16 protein-coding genes and 1 pseudogene are annotated in these 20,297 nt (G+C 74.7%); 8 read left to right on the top strand and 9 right to left on the bottom strand.

Translation table 11 applies throughout. The features are described 5' to 3' along the window. Positions 1 to 384: 384 nt before the first annotated feature. The 4 genes from HOP40_RS27130 to HOP40_RS27115 all read left to right on the top strand — a co-directional run bounded on the left by HOP40_RS27130 (position 385) and on the right by HOP40_RS27115 (position 3,093). Positions 385 to 1,080: a hypothetical protein gene (locus HOP40_RS27130; protein WP_205346935.1), complete on the top strand. Its 696-nt coding sequence runs from the start codon at positions 385 to 387 to the stop codon at positions 1,078 to 1,080. Between the two features lie 239 nt (positions 1,081 to 1,319). Next, entirely contained in the window at positions 1,320 to 1,814 is a 495-nt protein-coding gene (locus HOP40_RS27125) for a DUF2306 domain-containing protein (protein ID WP_240157298.1), read from the top strand. After that, complete coding sequence (locus HOP40_RS27120; protein ID WP_172163804.1) at positions 1,811 to 2,092, top strand: hypothetical protein; 282 nt, start codon at positions 1,811 to 1,813, stop codon at positions 2,090 to 2,092. Before HOP40_RS27125 ends, HOP40_RS27120 begins: the two co-directional genes overlap by 4 nt. After that, a complete protein-coding gene (locus HOP40_RS27115) occupies positions 2,089 to 3,093 on the top strand; it encodes an NAD(P)-dependent alcohol dehydrogenase (protein ID WP_172163801.1) in 1,005 nt (334 codons plus the stop codon). Before HOP40_RS27120 ends, HOP40_RS27115 begins: the two co-directional genes overlap by 4 nt. A gap of 17 nt (positions 3,094 to 3,110) precedes the next feature. Here the strand turns inward: HOP40_RS27115 and HOP40_RS27110 are convergent, their stop codons facing one another. The 6 genes and pseudogenes from HOP40_RS27110 to HOP40_RS27085 all read right to left on the bottom strand — a co-directional run bounded on the left by HOP40_RS27110 (position 3,111) and on the right by HOP40_RS27085 (position 13,323). Next, entirely contained in the window at positions 3,111 to 5,837 is a 2,727-nt protein-coding gene (locus tag HOP40_RS27110) for a winged helix-turn-helix domain-containing protein (protein WP_172163798.1), read from the bottom strand. Positions 5,838 to 6,609: 772 nt separating this feature from the next. Next, the gene (locus HOP40_RS27105; protein WP_172163795.1) at positions 6,610 to 6,768 is read right to left on the bottom strand and encodes a hypothetical protein; all 159 of its coding nucleotides are present in this window, start codon (positions 6,766 to 6,768) and stop codon (positions 6,610 to 6,612) included. A 413-nt stretch (positions 6,769 to 7,181) separates the two neighbouring features. Continuing rightward, positions 7,182 to 10,592 carry a thiol reductant ABC exporter subunit CydD gene (gene cydD, locus HOP40_RS27100; protein ID WP_172163792.1) on the bottom strand — a complete coding sequence of 1,137 codons (3,411 nt, stop codon included), beginning with the start codon at positions 10,590 to 10,592 and terminating at the stop codon, positions 7,182 to 7,184. Further along, positions 10,589 to 11,631, bottom strand: a pseudogene (cydB, locus tag HOP40_RS27095) (cytochrome d ubiquinol oxidase subunit II). The gene cydD and the pseudogene cydB overlap by 4 nt, the downstream one beginning before the upstream one ends. Before the next feature lie 10 nt (positions 11,632 to 11,641). Further along, positions 11,642 to 13,039 (bottom strand): cytochrome ubiquinol oxidase subunit I, encoded by a 1,398-nt coding sequence (locus tag HOP40_RS27090; protein ID WP_172163789.1) that lies wholly within the window; start codon positions 13,037 to 13,039, stop codon positions 11,642 to 11,644. A 131-nt stretch (positions 13,040 to 13,170) separates the two neighbouring features. Beyond that, positions 13,171 to 13,323 (bottom strand): hypothetical protein, encoded by a 153-nt coding sequence (locus HOP40_RS27085; RefSeq protein WP_172163786.1) that lies wholly within the window; start codon positions 13,321 to 13,323, stop codon positions 13,171 to 13,173. A gap of 197 nt (positions 13,324 to 13,520) precedes the next feature. Here HOP40_RS27085 and HOP40_RS27080 point away from each other — a divergent pair, with 197 nt between their 5' ends. Further along, on the top strand, positions 13,521 to 14,423 hold the full coding sequence (locus HOP40_RS27080; protein ID WP_172163783.1) for a universal stress protein: 903 nt from the start codon (positions 13,521 to 13,523) through the stop codon (positions 14,421 to 14,423). Between the two features lie 24 nt (positions 14,424 to 14,447). Here HOP40_RS27080 and HOP40_RS36125 read toward each other — a convergent pair whose 3' ends face one another. From HOP40_RS36125 to HOP40_RS27065, 3 genes are all read right to left on the bottom strand, one after another. Continuing rightward, entirely contained in the window at positions 14,448 to 14,927 is a 480-nt protein-coding gene (locus HOP40_RS36125) for an NUDIX hydrolase (protein WP_275691314.1), read from the bottom strand. Continuing rightward, positions 14,924 to 15,391 (bottom strand): hypothetical protein, encoded by a 468-nt coding sequence (locus HOP40_RS36120; protein WP_172163780.1) that lies wholly within the window; start codon positions 15,389 to 15,391, stop codon positions 14,924 to 14,926. Before HOP40_RS36120 ends, HOP40_RS36125 begins: the two co-directional genes overlap by 4 nt. 160 nt (positions 15,392 to 15,551) lie before the next feature. Further along, positions 15,552 to 16,526: an Acg family FMN-binding oxidoreductase gene (locus tag HOP40_RS27065; protein ID WP_172163777.1), complete on the bottom strand. Its 975-nt coding sequence runs from the start codon at positions 16,524 to 16,526 to the stop codon at positions 15,552 to 15,554. A gap of 358 nt (positions 16,527 to 16,884) precedes the next feature. Here HOP40_RS27065 and HOP40_RS27060 point away from each other — a divergent pair, with 358 nt between their 5' ends. The 3 genes from HOP40_RS27060 (at position 16,885) to HOP40_RS27050 (ending at position 20,244) form a co-directional block, all read left to right on the top strand. Then, the gene (locus HOP40_RS27060) at positions 16,885 to 18,126 is read left to right on the top strand and encodes an acyltransferase family protein (RefSeq protein WP_172163774.1); all 1,242 of its coding nucleotides are present in this window, start codon (positions 16,885 to 16,887) and stop codon (positions 18,124 to 18,126) included. Continuing rightward, positions 18,123 to 18,977 (top strand): alpha/beta fold hydrolase, encoded by an 855-nt coding sequence (locus tag HOP40_RS27055; protein WP_172163771.1) that lies wholly within the window; start codon positions 18,123 to 18,125, stop codon positions 18,975 to 18,977. The genes HOP40_RS27060 and HOP40_RS27055 overlap by 4 nt, the downstream gene beginning before the upstream one ends. Before the next feature lie 391 nt (positions 18,978 to 19,368). Further along, a complete protein-coding gene (locus HOP40_RS27050; protein ID WP_172163768.1) occupies positions 19,369 to 20,244 on the top strand; it encodes a universal stress protein in 876 nt (291 codons plus the stop codon). Positions 20,245 to 20,297: the final 53 nt, after the last annotated feature.

Raw genomic sequence — 20,297 nt, 5'->3', positions numbered from 1 at the left:
CTGGGGGTCAAGGGGTCGCAGGTTCACATCCTGTCGTCCCGACGGTCGACACGGGCGGTTCCTCTTCACGGAGGAGCCGCCCGTTTCGCGTCTGACCTGCGGAAACGTCCGGCGGCATCAGCAGGGTGGTCGGACCAGCTCTCCGCCCGCTTGATCATCGGGTGAGGCCTGATCTCCGGGGTGAGTGACTCACTGGGTGACCAACTCCCGTGGAGCGCCCAGCGCGCTCCGGGAAGATCTCGTCCATCGAAGCCGAGGGCGGCAGTGGTCCGAGGATCACCACGTCAATCACAGCATGTGATGACGCCGGCTCATCACACTGCGTCCTAGTTTCCGGGTCGTCGCCGACACAAGCCGGCGTCGGTCCAGCACGAGGAGCGGATGATGTCCATGCCCGTCACCACCACCAGGCTCACCCGGGCGGCCGGCATGTCCGCCGTCGCGGCGGGCCTGCTGTTCATCGTCGTTGCGGTCGTCCACCCGCCCGACGACGTCGCATCCGTCACCACGACCGCCTGGACGGTCACCCATGTCCTGGGCATGGCGATGGCGGCCCTGGCCCTGGTCGGGATCTCCGGGATGTACCTCCGACAGGTCACCCGGACCGGACGGCTGGGCCTGGTCGGGTTCGTCCTGTTCGGGTCCTGCTTCCTGCTCATCACCGCCTCCCAGTTCGCTGAGGCCTTCGTCCTGCCGTACCTGGCCGACCAGGCGCCCGGGTTCGTCAGCGACTTCCTCGCGATCCCCACCGGTGGTGTGATCGTCGGCAGCGTGTGGGCCCTCGTGACGGTCAACCTGATGACGGGCGCTACCTACGTGCTCGGCGGACTGCTGTTCGGTGTCGCGCTCTTCCGGGCCGGCATCCTCGCGCGCTGGGCCGCCCTGCTGCTCGCCGCCGGGACGGCTCTGGCCCTCGTGCTGCCGCTGCTGCCGCCCGCCGTCGACCGGCTGACCGGTGTCCCGGTCGGGATCGCGCTGGCCGGACTCGGGTTCTCGCTCTGGCGTGAGCAGCGCGCGGCCGCCACCGACCCGACGACCGGCGCCGGCGCGTCCCGGCCCGAACCGGCACGAGCGCGGTGACCGTGGAACGCAGAGCACTCGTGGACCGACAGGGTCACCGACCTCCGGCGGATCCTGCCCGGGGTGTCGGCAACGCCCCACCCAGGAAGCGGAGGCCGACCTGGCTGGTCCCGGCCGGCCTGGTCCTGCTCGGCATCGTCCCGATCGTCTCCGGCTCCGCACGGATGGTGGAGCTGTGGGGCGGGCCGGCGGTTCTCCCGGTCAACCCCGGGTACGTCGCGTCTCCCGTGCCCGTCGCCGTGCACATCGTCAGTGCCAGCCTCTACGCCGTCCTCGGCGCGTTCCAGTTCTCCGCCGGCATCCGGCGGCGTCACCCTGGCTGGCACCGCGCCGCCGGACGGCTCCTGGTGCTGTCGGGCCTGGCCGTGGCCCTCTCGGCCCTGTGGCTCAACCAGTTCCACGCTCGGCCGGGGTCGGGTGAGCTCCTGTACCTGTTCCGGCTGGTCTTCGCCTCGGCGATGCTGGCGAGCATCGTCGTGGGGTTCACCGCGATCCGGCGGCGGGACGTGACGAGGCACCGGACCTGGATGATCCGCGCCTACGCGATCGCGCTCGCTGCCGGCACGCAGGCGTTCACGCTGGGGATCGGCGCGACCGTCTTCGGTACGGGGGAGCTCAGCACGGCCCTGCTCTCCGGAGCGGGCTGGGCGCTCAACCTCACCGTGGCGGAGTGGGCCATCCGGAAGAACAGGGCACCTCGCTCGCACACGCGCAGATATGCGCAGCACTCATGAGCGGGCCGTCCCCGGACGAGCGGGAGCCCGCCCGCTACGAGATGCGCGTGGGTGGACACCTCGACGATCACTGGTCCGCCTGGTTCGGCGGCTCGACCCTCACCCGCGAGAGTGACGGCACGACCACGATGCGGGGTCCCGTCGTCGACCAAGCCGCGCTCCACGGCCTGCTCGACCGGATCCGCGATCTGGGAGTCACGTTGATCTCGGTGCAGGCCGTCAGCGGACCACGGCACGGCCACTGCCCGGACACCGACATCGATGGAGGAAGATCATGAAGGCGATCACCCAGGTCGAGTTCGGTTCGGCAGACGTCCTGGAATTCAGCGACGTTCCCCGACCGGAGCCGGCACCCGGTGAGGTCCTCATCCGGGTCGCCGCGGCCTCCCCGAACCCGTGGGACTGGCACTTCATGCGAGGCCTGCCGTACATCTCCCGTCTGGCCGGGGCCGGGCTGCGGACGCCGAAGAACCTCGTTCTCGGTAGCGACGTCTCCGGCGAGGTTCAGGCCGTCGGCGCCGGCACGACCCGGTTCCGACCAGGGGACGAGGTCTGTGGGTTCGTCGGCGCGGGTGCGTTCGCCGAGTACGTGACCGCACCGGCGGGCTTCCTCGCTCTCAAACCCGCGAACGTGACCCACGAGCAGGCGGCCACCATCCCCTTGGCCGGCATGACGGCCCTCCAGGGCCTCCGCGATGTGGGCGAGGTCCGCGCCGGCCAGCGGGTCCTGATCATCGGGGCCTCGGGTGGTGTGGGGAGCTTCGCCGTCCAGATCGCCAAGTCGTTCGGCGCGGTCGTGACAGGAGTGTGCAGTACGAGGAACGTGGAACTCGTCCGGTCGATAGGGGCTGACCACGTCATCGACTACACCCGCGAGGACCTGACGACGCTGGATCAGGCCTACGACGTCGTCTTCCAGCTTGCCGGGACCACCTCACCCGGCGCGTTCCGGCGCATCCTCACCCCATCGGGCAGGCTCGTACTGAGCAGTGGCGACTCCACCGACCGGTTCCTCGGGCCGCTGAAGCGGATGGTCGGAGCCAGCGTGATGTCGGCGTTCATCGGCCAGACCCTGCGCCCGCTCACCACGAAGCGGAGTTCCGGGGATCTCGATCTCCTGCGAGAGCTCGTCGAGGGCGGGAGTCTCACACCGATCATCGAACGAACGTACGCGCTGAGCGCATCGGCGGAGGCGATCCGGTACCTCGAAACGGGACGCGTCCGGGGAAAGCTGGCCATCTCGGTGCGGCCGGATGAGGGAACCGCCACTGCTCGGTGAACGACGACGGGTCGGGGTCAGCGGTGGCGGGTTCGCACCAACAGTTCGAGTTCCTCGGCCCGGTGGACCGCTGCCCGACGGTTGTTCACGCCGAGTTTGGCGTAGATGTTCCTGGTGTGGGTCCGCACGGTGTTCAGGGACACGATGAGCCGGCGGGCGATGTCCGGGCCGCCGAGGTCGGTGGCGAGCAGTCGGAGCACGTCGAGTTCACGTTCGCTCAGTGGTTCGATCACGACCTGGCCCGGGGTCGTCCTGTCCTGCGTCGCTCCGGAGGCGGTCAGCAGGCGCCGGACGTGGTTGGGCGCGATGCGGCGTTTCGCGGCCGCTCTCAGCAGGACCGCCATGGGCGGGCCCTCGTCGACCAGGATCCGGACGTGGCCTTCCGGCTCGGCCAGCATGAGGGCGCGTTCCAGCGGCGCCAGCGCCGCAGGGACATCGCCCCGCATCCCGAGCGCGAGTGCCTGCAGCACAGTGATCTCGATGACGCTTCCCGTCCTGTCCCCGTCCTCCGCTGCGCGCAGGAGACGGCCCAGGAGCCGGACGGCCTCGTCGTGCGATCGCTCTGCGCCTTCACTCTCGTACCGGGCCAGAAGCGCCCTGGCCAGGGTGATGTGTTCGAACTCGCGCAGGTAGCTGAGGTCGTCCTCGACCGACAGACCCTGCGCACGCGCCCAGTCGAGGGCCTCACCCAGCCTCCCCTGCGCGATCCACAGCCGGGCCCGCAATGCCGGAACCGGTCGGACATCGGGATGGAAGTCGCTCACGTACAGGCGCTCTGCCTCGTCCAGCAGGTCGAGGGCGCTGCCGAGATCCCCTTCGGACTCGCGCACCCCGGCCATGGCGACCCGCCAGCGGTACCGGTTCCGCGGTAGACCGACGTGCTCGCCCAGGTCCCTGCTCGTCGACAGGTGCCGCATCGCGGATTCGAGATCATCGCGTTCGCGCAGCAGCGCGCTCATGCCCACGTGCATGTCCGCCACTCCGCGCAGCACGGGTCCGGCCTGTTCGGTGGAGACCTGCAGTCCCCGCTCGTAGGTGCTCATCGCCTCGCGGAGTCGGCCTTGCGCGATCCGGATGTCGGCCAGGACGACGGCGCAACCGATCACGTCGGACAGGTACCCGGCCTTCCCCAGACTCGCCATGGCATCGGTGTACCAACGGTGCGCCGCAACGAGGTCCCCGCTCGTCCAGCACGCGAGTCCCAGGAGGGCGTCTGCCGCTCCACGAGCGACGTGGTCGTCCTCATCGACCAGGTCGAGCGCCCGCCGGGCATGTGTCCTGGTGGCGGCCGGATCACCGACGAGGAGGGCCTGGCCGGCCCGGTGGACGGCGATCGCACCGGGAAGGCGACGAGCCGCCTGGTCGTCCACGACGACCATCCCTGCCGACGGGGCATCCGATCCCTGACCGGCTGTCGTCGTGTCCAGCCACCGCTCGGCGTCGAGCAGGTGAGCCTCGACGCCCTCGATCTCGCCGGTCGACATGAGCGATCCGGCGAAGCCGTTGCTGAGTACGGGCCTGTGCTGGACCAGGGCCTCGGGGAGCGCCTCGAGCCAGCGACGCAGGGTGGTCTCCCTTCGACCCTGGAGCGTTGCGGGGATCGCGAGCTCCACCAGGTCCGCGGCTCGCTCGAAGTCCTCGCCGGCCATCGCGTGGCGGATCGCCTCCGACCGTTCGCCGTTCTGCTCGTACCAGCTGCTCGCCCGCAGGTGCAGCTCATGAACGCTGTCGGGCTGCTCGCCCTGCAGGTGCGCCCGCAGGACGTCGGCGAACAGGTGGTGGTAGCGGTACCACCGGCGGCGGTGATCGAGCGGGACCAGGAACAGGTTCGCCCGCTCCAGCGCCGCCAGCACACCGTGGCCGCCGTCCTGGCCGGTGACCGCATCACACAGCGGGCCGCTCAGCCGCTCCAGCGCCGAGGTCTGCAGCAGGAAGCGGTGGAGGTGGTCGGGCTGGCGGGCCAGGACCTCCTCGGCCAGGTAGTCGACGATGTACCGGTCGTCCCCGGCGAACCCGGCGATGAAGCCGGCGACGTCGTCGCGGCCCTGCATCGACAGCGCCGCCAGCTGCAGCGCGGCGATCCATCCCTCGGTGCGTCCCTCGAGCGTCGAGACGTCGTGCGCCGTGAGGGCCAGTCCCATCACCCCGGTGAGGTAGGCCGCGGCCTCGTCGGGGGTGAACCGCAGGTCGACGGCGCGGACCTCGACCAACTCACCCCGGACCCGCATGCGTGCCAGCGGCAGGGCCGGGTCGGCGCGTCCGGCGATCACGATGTGCAACTGCGGGGGAAGGTGCTCCAGGAGGAACCCCATGCTCTCGTGCACCTCGTGCGCGTCGATGACGTGGTAGTCGTCGAGCACCAGCACCACGTCGTCCGGGACGGTGGACAGGTCGTTGAGCAGGGTGGCGAGGACGTCCTCGACCGGGGTGCGGGGTGACTCCAGCAGTGCCAGCGCAGCGGCACCGACCTGGGGCGCCACCATCCGCAGCGCGGTGATCACGTAGGTCCAGAACGTGGTCGGGTCGTTGTCGCGCCGGTCGAGCGACAGCCACCCCGCGGGGCGGCCGTCGGCCGCGATCCACTCCGTCAGCAGTGTCGTCTTGCCGAATCCGGCCGGAGCCGATACGAGCGTCAACACCGACCCGGAACCACGGGTCAGACGCTCGATCAGTCGCGGACGGGCGACCAGACCGTGTCGGCCGCGGGGGAGGTGCAGCTTGGTCTGCAGCAGCGGACCCGTCACGATCGGTCGCTCCCTGAACACCGCTCCCGTGCCGGCCTGTCGGGCTGCGAAGGTGGCGGCCGGAGGTCCATGCGTTCGCCGGGCCGTCCGAAGACGCTGAGGATCTCCGCGGGCCCGTCACCTGTGATGCCGAACCCGGGCCGGCGGGTCAGCGGGATCACCGTCCGGTCCTTGACGCGGCCGGGTCCGAGCCGGATGCGCGGGTCACCCATCTCTGGCGCCACGACGGGCTCGTCCCGCGGCACCCGGTAGGCCGGGACCCGACCTGGTCGAGGGCAGCGGCGATGGTCGCCGCCGCTGACATGTCGTCCACGAGGCCCATTGCACGCCCGATCGCCAGGAACAGCAACGTTGGTCGGCGTGCGTGCTGTGCGGCTCCAGGGTGACGGCGTGGTCGACGCCGGCACCCGCGCAACGCCCCGGCCGCCCACATGCACGGTCACCGTCACCGATCTCGGGCCGGACGGCCCACGGCCGCGCCCTCGACGCGCAGCGAGGCCAACAGGCGCTCAGCTCGTGCCGCCCCATCACCGCCCCCTGACGCGGTGTACCAGTGGTCGGTGGCGAGCAGCAGGTCCTGTGCCGCGGCCCGGTCGCCGGTGAACAGGAGGATCTCGGCGAGGGAGACGCGGATCTCGGCGAGCAGCCGCAGGTCGCCCTCCTGCTCGGCAGCGGTGAGCGCCCGCTGCAGTGTGCCCAGGGCGGTGGGGTCGCCGGCGTCGTGCTGGGCCCGGCCGAGGTTGGCCAGGTGCAGCGCGGTCGTGCCGCCGTCTCACCCGGGCGTGGCGACCCGTCCGATCCGGACCCCGCTGCTGTCGGTGACCTGTCCGTCTGGCGACACGGTGCCGATACGAACACCGCTGTGGTCCACCACAGCTCCATGCGGGTCGGCGGTACCGATGCAGACGCCGGAGTGGTCGTAGACGTTCATGTGCGCTCCTCTGGTGGCCGGGCTGATCCCGAACCCATCCTCGGCGTGTCTCCGCCGTCGCGGAACGAGCCCAAGGGCGGCGGTCCCAGGGCCGGACGGCACGGGCACGCACCGGACCTGGCCGTTCGTGCCCCTCCGACGGCCCGGCGGGCCCGGGGCTTTCGCCAGTGCCGCCGGGGCGTCGCGGCCTGGGCGGGTGCCGGGGTGTGCGCGCGCGTCGGCGGGGTCGTGACCCAGCCGGCGTGCTCCGCGACGTCGGCGACGCCACGGGACCGCGCCGGTCGGCCCGGACCTCCCCGGTCGGCTGGGCGCACGAGGCGCGACCGGTGGTCGGGCAGCGGTGGTGCGTGCTGGTGCTGTTCGCGGTGTCCGGGTCCGCGGCGGGCGGTGCCGGCTCAGTTCCCCGTCCCGCCTCAGCCGGTGGGAACCGGGGCCCGGCCGCCGATGCGGACCTCGGCCAGGCCGGGGGTCTGCTCGGGCCGGTGGGTGACGATCAGCGCCGTACGACCCGCGCTGACGGTGAGCAGTTCGGCGGCCAGGGCGTCCGCGGTGGCCGGGTCGAGGTGGGCGGTGGGCTCGTCGAGGACCAGGACGTTGCGCTCGGCGAGCAGCGCGCGGGCGACGCCGATGCGCTGGCGCTCTCCGCCGGACACCGTGCCCCCGTGCTCGCCGACCGCGGTGTCCAGGCCGTCGGGCAGGCCGGCCAGCCAGTCGCCGAGCCGTGCGCGTCCCAGGGCCGCGACCAGATGCTCGTCGGAGGCCCCGGGAGCGGCGAGGGCGAGGTTGGCGCGCAGCGTGCTGTCGAACAGGTGGGTGCGGGCGCCGCACCAGGCGATGCCGCTGCGGACCTCGGTCCCGGTCAGCTCGCGCACGTCGCGCCCGTCGGCGCGCAGTGCTCCGGCGCTCGGGTCGAGCGTGCGCAGGAGGGCGGCGACGACGGTGGACTTCCCGGAGCCGGAGGGCCCGGTCACGGCCAGTCGCGTTCCGGCGCGCAGGTCCAGGTCGACACCACGGACGGCGTCGGTGGTGGCGCCGGGCCAGCGCACGGCGAGCCCGTCGGCCGTGAACCCCGACGGCGACGGGACCGCTGCGCGGTGCCCACTGGTCGGGGCGGGCCGGGCGACCGTCGCCGGCTGCGCCTCGAGCTCGGCGAGCCGCCGGGCGGCGGGCAGCGCGGTGAGCAGCCGGACCGCAGCGTCGGGGAGCCCGGCCACGACGTCGGCCAGCGCGAGCGGGGTCAGTGCGAGGACCGCGAGCGCGGGGCCGGGCAGGGTCCCGGCCCGGACGGCGGCGATGCCGACCGCGGTGGCCGCGACCGAGGTGGCGCCCGTCGCAAGCACGGCGATCCCGGCGCCGACCCCGCGGGCGGTGGCCGCGCGGCGCAGCAGGGCCGCGAGGCGGGCGTCGGCGGCACCGAGCCGGTCGCGGAACCGGGCGGCCGCGCCGAACGCGACCAGGTCGGGGGCCGCCTCGACGAGCTCGACGGTCCGGGCGAGGACCTCGCCGCGGGCGGCGGCGGCCCGCCGCTCCGTGCGGTGCGCGGCCCGGGCGGCCACCGCGGGGGCGAGAACCCCGGCGACGAGCACCCCGGCCGCGACGACGAGCCCCGCGGCGGGGAGCAGCAGCCCGATCCCGACGGCGGCCCCCAGCCCCACCGCGGCGGCGGCCGCGGCCGGCACCAGCACCCGCACCAGCAGGTCCTGCTGGGCGTCGACGTCGGAGACCAGGCGGGACAGCAGCTCCCCGCGGCGCAGGCGCGCGGTGGCCGCCGGTCCGAGGCGCACCAGCGCCTCCCAGATCCGCACGCGCAGCGCACCGGCCGCACGCAGGGCGGCATCGTGGGACACCAGCCGCTCGGCGTAGCGGAGCACGCCCTTGGCGAGGCCGAAGGCGCGGACGGCGACGATCGCGACCATCAGCGCCAGCACCGGCGGGTGGAGTGCCGCGGAGGAGATGAGCCAGGCCGAGGTGGCCGTCAGCGCCACCCCGCTGCCGAGTGCGAGTGTCCCGAGCAGCGCGGCGAGCACCAGCCTGCGGCGCTGGCCCCGGGCCGCAGACAGCGACCAGCGCAGGGCACCGGCCGCCGAGGCGGGGACGGGGCCCGACCGCGGCGCCCCGGGGGCGGAGGGCGCAGCGGTCGGGGTCTGCGGGGGGAGCGGCGCGGGAGCAGAGCCGGCGCGGTCGACGTGTCCGGTGTGGCCGGCGCGGTCCGGGCCGTCGACCGTGACGACGCGGTCGCACGCGGCCAGCACCTCGGCGCGGTGGCTGACCAGCACGACGGTCCGCCCCGCCGCGATGCCCGGCAGCGCCCTGACGATCGCGGCCTCGGTGCCGGCGTCGACGCCCTCGGTGGGTTCGTCGAGCAGCAGGAGCGGACGGTCGGCGAGCACGGCGCGGGCGAGCGCGACGCGGCGCTGCTGCCCGGTGGACAGGCCCACGCCGTCCTCACCGACACTCCGGTCGAGCGGCACGTCGAGCGCGGCGGCGTCCGCGGCGGCCGCCACCCGCTCGTCGGAGGCGTCGGGAGCGGCGAGGCGGATGTTGTCGGTCACGGTGCCGCGCACGAGCACCGGCCGCTGGGGCACCCAGGCGACGCGGCGCGACCAGGCGTCGCGGTCGACGACGGCGAGGTCGACGCCACCGACGGTGACGCGGCCGTCGTCGGGACGGCGCAGCCCGAGCAGCAGGTCGACCAGGGTGGACTTGCCGGACCCGCTCGGACCCCGCACCCCGAGCACGGCGCCGGGCTCCACGACGAGGTCGAACCCGTCGAGGACGCGACCGCCCCGGCCGTCCACGGTGACCGCCTCCAGGTGCACGGGGAGCCGCGACGGGTCCGGAGCCGGGATCCGTCGGCCGGTCCCGGTGACGGGCACCTCCAGGACGGCGAACACCTCCGCGGCAGCGGCGAGACCCTCGGCGGAGTCGTGGAAGCGGGCGCCGACGGCGCGCAGCGGGAGGTAGACCTCCGGCACGAGGATCAGCACGACGAGCGCGGTGACGAGGTCGAGCCGGCCGTCGACGAGCCGCAGCCCGACCGACACCGCGACGAGCGCGACCGAGAGCGTAGCGAGCAGCTCGAGCACGAGGGCGGACAGGAACGCGACCCGCAGGGTGCGCATCGTGGCCTGCCGGTAGGAGTCGGCGAGCGCGTGCAGCCGCCCGGACTGGCGGCGGGCCCGACCGAAGGCCACGAGCACGTCCATCCCGGCGACGAGGTCGAGGAAGTGGTGGCCGAGCACGGCGAGGGTGCGCCACTGCCGGCGGGTGGAGCGCTCGGTGTGCAGCCCGACGAGGATCATGAAGATCGGGATGAGCGGGACCGTCAGCCCCACGATCAGCCCCGACAGCGGGTCGGCGAACAGGATGCGCCCGGCGACGGCGGCCGGCACGGTGGCTGCGACGAGCAGGGTCGGCAGGTAGCGGCTGAAGTAGCCCTCCATCCCGTCCAGCCCGCGGGCGGCCAGGGTGGCCAGCTCGCCGGTGGGCGGCAGGTCGCGGTGCCGCGGCCCGAGCGCCAGCACGTGCGCCACGAGCCGCGACCGCAGCTGCCGGACGACGTCGGTGGAGGCCCGGTGCGCGGCCACCTCGCCCGCCCAGGCGAGCACCGCACGGGCGGTGACGGTGACGAGCAGGCCCACCAGCAGCGGGACCAGCACGTCGAGGCCGGCGCCGCCGAGGAAGGCGGCGTCGACGGCGCGGGCGAGCAGTTCGGCCGCGACGAGCACCAGGCCCGCGGTCGCCACGGCGAGCGCGGCGGCCAGCACGACGTAGCGACGCGCGGCCGAGGCGTGCCGCAGCAGCCGCGGGTCCAGTGGCTTCATCGGACCGGCTCGTCCTTCCGGGTGCGGCGGACGGGCAGCCCGGCCGCGACCGGGATGTCGGCCGCGCCGATGCGGCGGCGGAACACCCAGAACGTCCAGGACTGGTAGGCCAGCACGACGGGGGTGACGACGACCGCCACCCAGGTCATGATCCGCAGGGTGTACGGCGTCGACGCGGCGTTCGTGGTGTTCAGGCTGAAGGCGGGGTCGGTGGTCGAGGGCAGCACGTCGGGGTGGAGCGAGCCGAACAGGGTCACCGTCACCGCGACGATCGCGGTCGCGGTGAGCAGGAAGGCCCAGCCCTCCCGCGCGCGCTGGTTGGCCACGACCGCCGCGATCAGGGCCGCCGCCGCGACCAGCACCGGCACGACCGTCCAGAACGGTCCGTGCGCGAGGAAGGTCCAGACCAGGAACGCACCGCCGAGGACGACCGCTGCCAGTCCGGCGCGGTGCGCCAGGCCGCGGGCCCGCGAGCGGACGTCGTCGTGGGTCTTGAGCGCGAGGAAGATCGCGCCGTGCAGCGCGAAGAGCGACAGCGTCGCGAGCCCGCCGAGCAGCGCGTAGGGGTTGAGCAGGGTCAGCAGCGACCCGGTGAACTCGTGGTCGGCGTCCAGGGGACGCCGGCCACGATGTTGGCGAACGCGACGCCCCACAGCAGGGCGGGCACGGTCGAACCGACGACGATCGCCCGGTCCCAGTTGCGGCGCCACCGGTCGCTGTCGACCTTGCCGCGGAACTCGAACGCCACCCCGCGCACGATGAGCGCGACGAGGACGAGCAGCAGGGCCGGGAAGAAGCCGGAGAACAGGCTCGCGTACCACTCCGGGAACGCGGCGAACGTCGCGCCGCCGGCGACGAGCAGCCAGACCTCGTTGCCGTCCCAGACCGGTCCGATCGTGTTGATCGCCACCCGGCGGTCGGTCTCGGTGCGCCCGACGAACGGCAGCAGCATCCCCACGCCGAAGTCGAAGCCCTCCAGGACGAAGTACCCCGTCCACAGCACGGCGATGAGCAGGAACCAGATGTCGGTGAGTTCCACGGCGGGTCCTTCAGTAGGCCACGGCCAGCGGCCGCGGCTCGTCGGTGTCGGCGGGGGACTCCGGGGCGACGGGCGGGGGCCCCGCCTCGGCGTAGCGGACCATCAGGTAGCCGTCGACGACCGCGAGCGCGCCGTAGAGCAGCGTGAGGACGATCAGGGAGGTGAGCGCCATCGGCGTGCCGACCGAGGGGGAGACGCCGTCGGCGGTGCGCAGCATCCCGTAGACCGCCCAGGGCTGCCGCCCCATCTCGGTGAAGATCCAACCGACGCTGTTGGCCGCGAACGGCAGCACCAGCCCGGCAACCCCGGCGACGTAGAACCAGCGCGGCACCGGACGGCGGGCGCGGCGCCGGGTCAGCCACAGCCCGACGACGGAGATCAGGCCTGCCAGCATCCCGAAACCGATCATGAGCCGGAAGGTCCAGTACGTCACGGGGATGTTCGGCGTGTAGTCGCCGGGACCGTAGGCCCGCTCGGCGGCCGCCTGGAGCTGGTTGATGCCCTCGACCTCGCCGTCGAAAGACCCGGTGGCCATGAACGACAGGATGCGCGGCACACGCACGCTGAACAGCTCCTGCGACCCGTCGAGCGAGCCGACGGTGACCAGCGAGAACGACGCGGGCGCCACGGTGTCGTAGAGCGCCTCGGCCGCGGCCATCTTCATCGGCTGCTGTTCGGTCATCAGGCGCGCCTGCAGGTCGCCGGTGACGACGACGCCCAGGCTCGCGATCAGCACGGTGACCAGTCCGAGGCGCATCGAGGGCCGGAAGACCTCGGGGTGCCGGCCGCGGCCGAGGTGCCAGGCGCTGATCGCGATCACGAACATCCCGCCGGTGACGAAGCACGCGGTGATCGTGTGCAGGAACGCTCCGACTGCCGTGGAGTTGGTGAGCACGGCACCGAAGTCGACCAGCTCGGCGCGTCCCCGCTCGTCGTTGACGACCGAGCCGACCGGGTGCTGCATCCACGAGTTCGCGGCGAGGATGAAGTAGGCCGACAGGACGGTGCCGATCGAGGCGAGCCAGATGCAGGCCAGGTGCAGCCGCTTCGGGAGGCGGTCCCAGCCGAAGATCCACAGTCCGAGGAACGTGGACTCCAGGAAGAACGCGAGCAGGCCCTCGATGGCCAGCGGGGCGCCGAAGACGTCGCCGACATAGCGGCTGTAGTCGCTCCAGCTCATGCCGAACTGGAACTCCTGGACGATGCCGGTCACGACGCCCATGGCGAAGTTGATCAGCAGCAGCTTGCCCCAGAACTTCGTCATGCGCAGGTAGCGCTCGTCGTCGGTGCGGTACCAGGCGGTCTGCATGCCGGCGACGAGCAGGGACAGCCCGATCGTCAACGGGACGAACAGGAAGTGGTACACGGTGGTGATCGCGAACTGCCACCGTGCGAGGTCGAGGGTCATCGCTCCTCCGAGCGTTCGGTGCCGGTGATCCGGCTCGAGATGACCTTCACCCGCACCGCCCACACGCCGGCAGGGCCGAACGGCCCGTCGGCTGCGGTCGCGGGTCCCGAGCCACGCCGGTGCGCAGCGCGTCAGCGCAGCAGGACCTCGTCGAGCGTCCGGCGCGGTGTCGGCTCGATCCGGCCCGGGTCCGGCCCCGGGTGCCCGACCCCGGTCCGGCGCTCCTCGACGTACCGGCCGAGCTCCGCGAGTCCCCTCTCGGGCGGCCCGTCGACGACCCGCACGGTCGCCAGGTGTCCGCGGTCCCTCGGTGTCGGCAGCCGGCGGACGTGCGCGGCGAGGTGCGCGGTGGCGAGGGCGACACGGAGGGGGCGAGGTCCGGGTCCTTGGTCCCGAGGACCGCGGTCCGCCGCCCCTGTGCCGTCCCGCTCGACGTGGTGACGCTGGTCGCACGCAGGACGACCGACGGAGGAGCATCGAGATGGACGCGAGCAGGGACGGGACGATCGTGGTCGGGGTGAACGCCTCGGACTCCGCCCGTGAGGCTGCCGAGTGGGCTGCCGACCTCGCCTCCGGGCAGGGCGAGCCGCTGCACCTGGTGCACGTGGTGCCGGGCTCCTACCAGGACGCGCCGATCGCTGTGCTGCCCGTGTGGCTGGCGGAGCTGCGCGCCACCGCACGGCGACTGGGCGTGCGCGACTGCGTCGCCGAGGTGCGACCCGGCGAGCCCGTCGGCGTCCTCACCGCTTGCGCCGACGGTGCCGCGATGCTCGTGCTCGGCAGCTACGGGGACGGCGCGTGGTCCGGCATGCTCGCGGGCTCGGTCGCGCTCGCGCTCCTGGAGCGCGTCCGGTGCCCGGTCGCGGTGGTGCGGGGCGCTTCGCCGCGCGTGCCGCCGCCCCGCGGCGGCCCCGTCGTGGTGGGCGTCGACGGATCCCCGGCCGGTCGTGCGGCCCTCGACGTCGCAGCCGGGCTGGCCGGGGCGATGGGTGCGCGCCTGATGGCCGTGCGGGTCTGGTCGGACGTCGTCGCCGCGAGCGACGGGGCGGCCCACCGCCGGACCGAGGACTGGCCCGTGCTGGAGGCCGAGGCCCGCGACCTGCTCGAGGCCGAGCTCGCCCGGGTCACCGCCACGCACCCGGGGATCGAGGTGCAGCGCGACGTCGACGAGGACTCGCCGCTGCGGGCGCTGCTCGACCGCGCGGGCACGGCCCGGATGATCGTCGTGGGGCACCGGCGGCTGCCCGCGTCCGCACCCGGCGCCGCCGGGATGCTGCTGGGGTCCACCAGCCGGGGCCTCGTCGAGTTCGCGGAGTGCCCGGTCGTCGTGGTCGGACCTGCGATGGCGGCCGCGCCGCCCGCCGACCTGCTGTCGGGGACCTGACCGCGCCGGGGACCTGAACGCTCCTCACCCCAGGTGCATCCGGTCGGGCCGCCCGATCGCGTCGCGCACCCGCCGCCGCACGGCGGGGTGCATCGGCAACCCGCCGACGTCGGCGACGTCCCACCATTGCGCCTCGCTCGTCTCGCACCCGTCGGGCCGGGGAGCGCCAGGCTGCGCGGTCGCGTGGAAGCAGACGGCGAACGGCTGCCGGACGACCCCGGCCTGCTCCACGACGTGACCGGGGTCGGAGTACAGGCCCGACACGCCCTGCACGTCGACCACCAGGCCGCTCTCCTCGGCCACCTCACGGACGAGCGCCGTCACGGCCGACTCCCCGGGATCGACGCGGCCACCGGGGAGCTCCCAGTCACCGGTGTCGACGCGGCGGACCAGGAGGAGCCGGGCGGCCGCGTCGCGGACCACCGCGTACACGAGCGGCACCACGACGGTGGCCGGTGGTGCGTCGGCATCCCGGTAGTGCTCGGTGCGGGTCGGTACCGTCACGGACACGCCGACTCCCGTCGGTAGGCCTCCACCGCGGTGGGGAGGGTGGGGAAGATCCGGTCCTCGCCGGTGCGCTCCCGCAGCCCGAGGCGCCCGAGGTCCTCGAGCAGCTCGTGCTCGGCGCGGGCCAGTGCGACGGGGACGCCCCGGCTCCGCAGCTCGTCGCACGACCAGGGCGACGCCGAGCGCGGGCAGCAGCAGGGCGGCGAGCTCCGCCGCGCCCACCGCCGGGAGGGCGAACGACGGGAGTCCCGGTGGCGCACCGCACCGACCACCGACACCCCGTGGCCCGGCAGGTCGAGCACGACGCTCGCCGCCGTGGCGAGCAGCACCGCGAGCAGGGGACCCGGCAGCCGCGGGAGGAACGCGCCGACGAGCACGAGGACGGTCAGCACCGCCACCGACAGGGCGAGCGTGGGGAGGTGGACCCGGATCCCGGAGCCGAGCAGAGGGTCGACGTGCACCGCGCCACCTCATCCCGGTTGCAGGAAACCCGTCCATGCGGATCATCGCCGGGACCGGCCACGGACGGCCACGGCCGAGCGGGGTGCGCCCGCAGGGTCGGAGGGCGGTGGCAGCAGGGCCGTTCGCCGCTGACGGCGGCGGCTCCCCGCCCGGACGTGCTCAGGCCAGGAGCACCGTGGGCAGCGGACGGCGTGGCGTGGAGGGGAGCGGGTCGGCGTGGGTGGCCGGCCAGCCGATGCGCAGGACGAGCTGGGGTTGCTCGGGCACCCGCAGCACGCTGCTCCCCAGGGCCTGCCGGACGGCGGGGACCTCCGTCGCCTGGCTGAGCGGTGTGGTCGCGAGGCCGGCGAGGGTCGCCGCCAGCAGCACGGCGCTCGTGGCCTCGCCGGCCCGGAGCCGGTCGAGGACGGTGTCGCCGGTCGTGGCCACGACGAGGTACTCCGCTCCGTCGTCGGGGCCGTCGTGCCCCTTCTGCTGGGCTCCCTGCCGCAGCTGCCCGTCCGGGAACGCGCGCAGCGGAGCCGCCGCTGCGGCGCGGGGCCCGGCCCGGGTGAGCGCGGCGGCGGGCACGCCGTCCCGGGCGCCGGGGAGGCGGTGGGTCCACAGCCGCAGCTCGGCCGGGTAGCCGGGGGCGCAGCGCTGCAGCTGACCCGCGCGCCGGAACGTCTCGACGAGCCGGGCGCGGGCCTCGGGCCCGGTGACCGGGAGCAGGACCGCCCCCGTCGCGGCGGCGCGTGCGGCGAGACCGGCCAGGAGCTCCTGGGGGATCGGGCGGTGGCTCATCCGCCTGCGCTCGGTGCGGCGCTGCGCGATCGCCGGGTACAGCTCGGCGCCGGTGGCCGGTCCCGGGCCCACGGACACGGTCGCGAGGTGCGTGGAGTCCTCGGGGTCGGGGAGGCGGTCGACGACGGCGGCGGCGCCGGCTGCGGCGAGGGCGACGGTCAGGTGGTGCAGGACCGCCCCGCAGCTCAGGAGCAGGTCGCGGCGGTCGGGGTCGGTCACCGGCAGGTGCCGGTCGGGGTCGGCGTGCAGCTCGACGGCGTCCGCCCCGATCCGCCACCGCCAGGGCTGGGTGTTGTGCACCGACGGGGCCCGCAGGGCCTGCTCGACGGCGGCCGTCAGGAACGGTGGCACGGCGACCTCCTCCTCGGTCCGGGTACCGCCCGGCGGCGGCGCCGACAGCGTGTGCCGCCGAACCGGCCGGCCGCCAGGTCCGTCCGGCCCTGGCTGCCAGGGCCTTCGGGGTGGCCCGGTCGTGCACGTCGAGATCGGCGGGGGATCACGGCGGTGCCGCCCGGGGTGACGCCCTGGGTGACCTTCTCCGTCGGTGTGGACGACGTCGAGGAGTCGCTCGTCCGGGCGGAGGAGCTGGGCGGCCGTGACCCCGGCCGAAGGGCCCGCCCGGGTCGGTCGCATCGCCTCTGCCGCGCCGACCGCTGCCGCCCGAGGATCGGAGCTGCGCACCGCCACCGTCCAGGGAGGTCCCGTGGCCATGAAGCGACCGCCCGCCCGGGCGTCCGCACTCCACCGGTCGGTCCGCCACCGGGTGGCGGCGCGGTCCCGGCCCGGCGTGGCCGGGGGGCGCTCCCCGCACCTCGACGTCCTGCGGACCATCCTCGTCGCCTGGGTGATCGGCGGGCACGCGCTGCTCGGCTACTCCGCGGTCGGCGGGTGGGCCTACGACGAGGTCAACGAGGTCACCTTCAACCCCGCCTCGGAGCTGGTGCTGGTGGCGCTGCTCGGCCCGTCGGGCCTGTTCGTGATCGGGGTGTTCTTCTTCGTCGCGGGCCTGGTCACCGAGCGGTCCCTGGCCCGCCGCGGCCCGCGCCGCTACCTGCGCGACCGGGTGCTGCGTCTGGGGCTGCCGTGGCTGGTGTCCGCGCTGCTGGTGTGGCCGGCGTCGGTGTGGCTGGCCCATGCCGCGGCCGGTCGCGACGTCACCTTCTGGGACGTGCTCCGCGGCCGTGACCCGCTGCTGGACTCCGGGTCGCTGTGGTTCGCGCTGGTCCTGCTCCTCTACTCGGTCGGGCTGGTGCTCTGGCGCCTCGTCGTCCGCCGTGCCCCGCACCCCCCGGTCCGACCGCTCGGGCTCGCGCACGTCGCCGTCGCCGCCGCAGCCGTCGCCGTGGCGTCCTTCGCGGTGCGGCTCGCCTTCCCCGCGCGGAGCGGCCAGGTCCTGGACCTGCACCTGTGGCAGTGGCCGCAGTGCCTCGGCATGTTCGCGCTCGGGGTGGTCGTGGCACGGCACGGCTGGGCCGAGCACGTACCGGACGGCGTGCGCCGTGCCTGCAGTGCCGCGACCGCCGTGACCCTGGTGCTGCTGCCCGTCCTGGCGCTGGCCGTCGGCGTGCGCGACCTCGCCCGCGATGTCACGCCCTTCCTCGGAGGGTGGAACGCCGAGGCGCTGGCGACCGCGACCGTCGAGGGGATCCTCGTCGTGGCCGGGTCGGTGTGGCTGGTCGGCGCGGCCGAGCACCGGTTCCCGGTCACCGGACGGCGGACGCGGCGGTGGGTCGCGGCCGCGTTCACGGCCTTCGTGGTGCAGGGGCCGGTGCTGATGGTGCTGGCCACCGCGGCCCGGCCGGTCCCGGCGCCCGCGGAGGTGAAGGGGCCACTGCTGGCGGCCGCCGCGATCGTCGCCTGCTTCTGGATCGGCGGGCACCTGCGGATCGCCCCGCGTCGGGCGCCCGCCGCGCGGGGCGGGACCCCGGCCGGGCGACCGGGTGCGCGATGACCGACGAGCTCCACCACGTCGACTTCGGCGGCGCCGCGGAGCTCGGCACCCTCGTCCTCGTGCACGGTCTGGGCGGCTCGCACCTCAACTGGGACCTCCTGGCGCCCGCCCTCGTCGCGCGCGCCCGCGTGCTGGCCGTCGACCTGCCGGGGTTCGGGCTCAGCGCCCCGTCGCGACGGCCCGCCACGGTCCGGCGCAACGTCGAGGCGCTCACCCGGTTCGTCCGGCGGGTGGCGGACCCGCCGCTGGTGCTCGTCGGCAACTCGATGGGCGGGCTGGTCGGCGCGCTCGTCACCGCCCGGTCACCGGAGCTCGTCCGGGCACTGGTCCTCGTCGCCCCGGCGCTGCCCGCACCCGCCCGGGTGCTGGGTTCGCCGCGGTCGGGCGCTGTGCTGGCGCTGCACGCGCTGCCGGGCGTCGGGGAACGGCTGCGGCGCCGGCGCCGCGAGCGGATCGGGGCGGCGGCCACCCTGCGGGAGACGCTGCTGCTCGGCGGTGTGGACCCGGACCGGCTTCCCGCCGACCTCGTCGAGCGTGCGGTCGGGCTGGTCGCGCGCCAGTCCGACGTCGCCGGGATGGACCGGGCGTTCCTGTCCGCCTCGCGGTCGCTGGCGTGGGCCCTGGTGCACGCGCGCCCCTACCGCGCCGCGCTGGCCGCGGTCCGGGTGCCGGTGCTGCTCGTGCACGGCGACCGCGACCGGCTCGTTCCCGTCGACGCGTCCCGCGGCCTCGCCCGCCGCCACCCGCACTGGTGCTACGTCGAGCTGGCAGGTGCCGGTCACCTGCCCCAGCTCTCGGTACCCGACGAGCTGGCCCGGCACCTGCTCGGATGGCTGGCCGCGCTGCCGTGACGAGCGTGCAGCCGCCCGTGGTGCTGCGGCGTGCCGCCGGTCCCGCGAGCCGGCGGCGTGCCGCTGTTCCCGACCCGGGCGAAGCCGCCGGGAGCGATGCCCGGTCCTCCGGCGAGGAGGACGCCCATCGACACCCCGAACCCCGCCACCGGTCACCACGCCTGCGGGCCGGACCTCGACCTCGCCCGAGCGGCCGTCACGGACGTGGCCGTCACTGTGCCGGCGGTCGGGGTCGGCTGCGCCGGGTGTCGACGACGGCGAGGTCGTGGCGGCCGTCGCCGGCGTCGGCTGCGGGGGAGGGCCGTCGGTCCCGTCCGCGGCACCGTCCGGCCCGTTCGCAAGGGGCCTCCCGGCCGCAGCGGTGCCGGGACGCAGCAGCGACGGTGGAGGCATGGAGAACGAGCACCATGACCGACCGGTGGTGGTCGGGGTCGACGCGTCGGCTCACGCGCTGCACGCCGTGCGGTGGGCCGGGGCAGAGGCCGCGCGCCGGCGGACGGGACTGAGGCTGGTCGCCGCGAGCGGTCTGGTGGGCGACCACCTGCCCGGGCGGGCCGGCCGCCGATGCGCCGTGGAGGAGGTGCTGCACGAGGCACGGGCGGCTGTGCCGGCGGGTGTGGACGCGGTGGAGGTGGTCGTGCCGGGGGAGCCCGGACCGGCGCTGGTCGCGCAGTCGCACCGTGCTGCGGTGGTCGTGATCGGCGACCGCGGAGCGGGACGGTTGGAGGCCGCGCTGGCCGGCTCGGTCGCCGCGCCGCTGGTCCGCGCGGCGACGTGCCCGGTGGTGATCGTGCGGGGATCGGTGACGGACGGGCTGCCGGTCGTCGTCGGGGTCGACGCCACGCCTGTCTCCGGCGTCGCCGCGGCGTTCGCACTGCGGGCCGCGGCCGCACGCGGGGTCCCCCTCGTCGCCGTGCACGCCGAGGCCGAGGGTTCGCCCGTCGGGGCGCGGCTGCAGGTCCTGGGCCGCAGTCACCCGCAGGTGCCCGTGCGGGTCGTCGTCACCGAGGGGGACCCCGGGGAGCGCCTGCTGGCCGAGTCCCGCGGGGCCCAGCTCGTCGTCGTGGGGTCGCGGGGGTTCGGTGAGCTCGGCGGGCTCGTCCACGGCTCGGTGAGTGCGGTGCTCGTGCACGGCGCGGCCTGCCCCGTCGCGGTCGTCGGACCGGGCGTGACGTCCGGCGGGTGGAGCGACGTCGCGGTCGCGGGGGACGGCACCCGAGCACCGGCCACTCCCGGGTCGCGGGCGGACGGCCCACCGCCCGGGTGAGCGGCGCGGCGCGTCGCGGCGGGGGGCTCCCGGTTCACCCGGGCGGGCCGTCG

It is taken from the genome of Pseudonocardia broussonetiae (genome assembly GCF_013155125.1).
GTDB classification, from domain to species: domain Bacteria; phylum Actinomycetota; class Actinomycetes; order Mycobacteriales; family Pseudonocardiaceae; genus Pseudonocardia; species Pseudonocardia broussonetiae.
The sequence above is the reverse complement of the archived record's forward strand: the minus strand, read 5'-3'. Positions and strand labels throughout refer to the sequence as shown.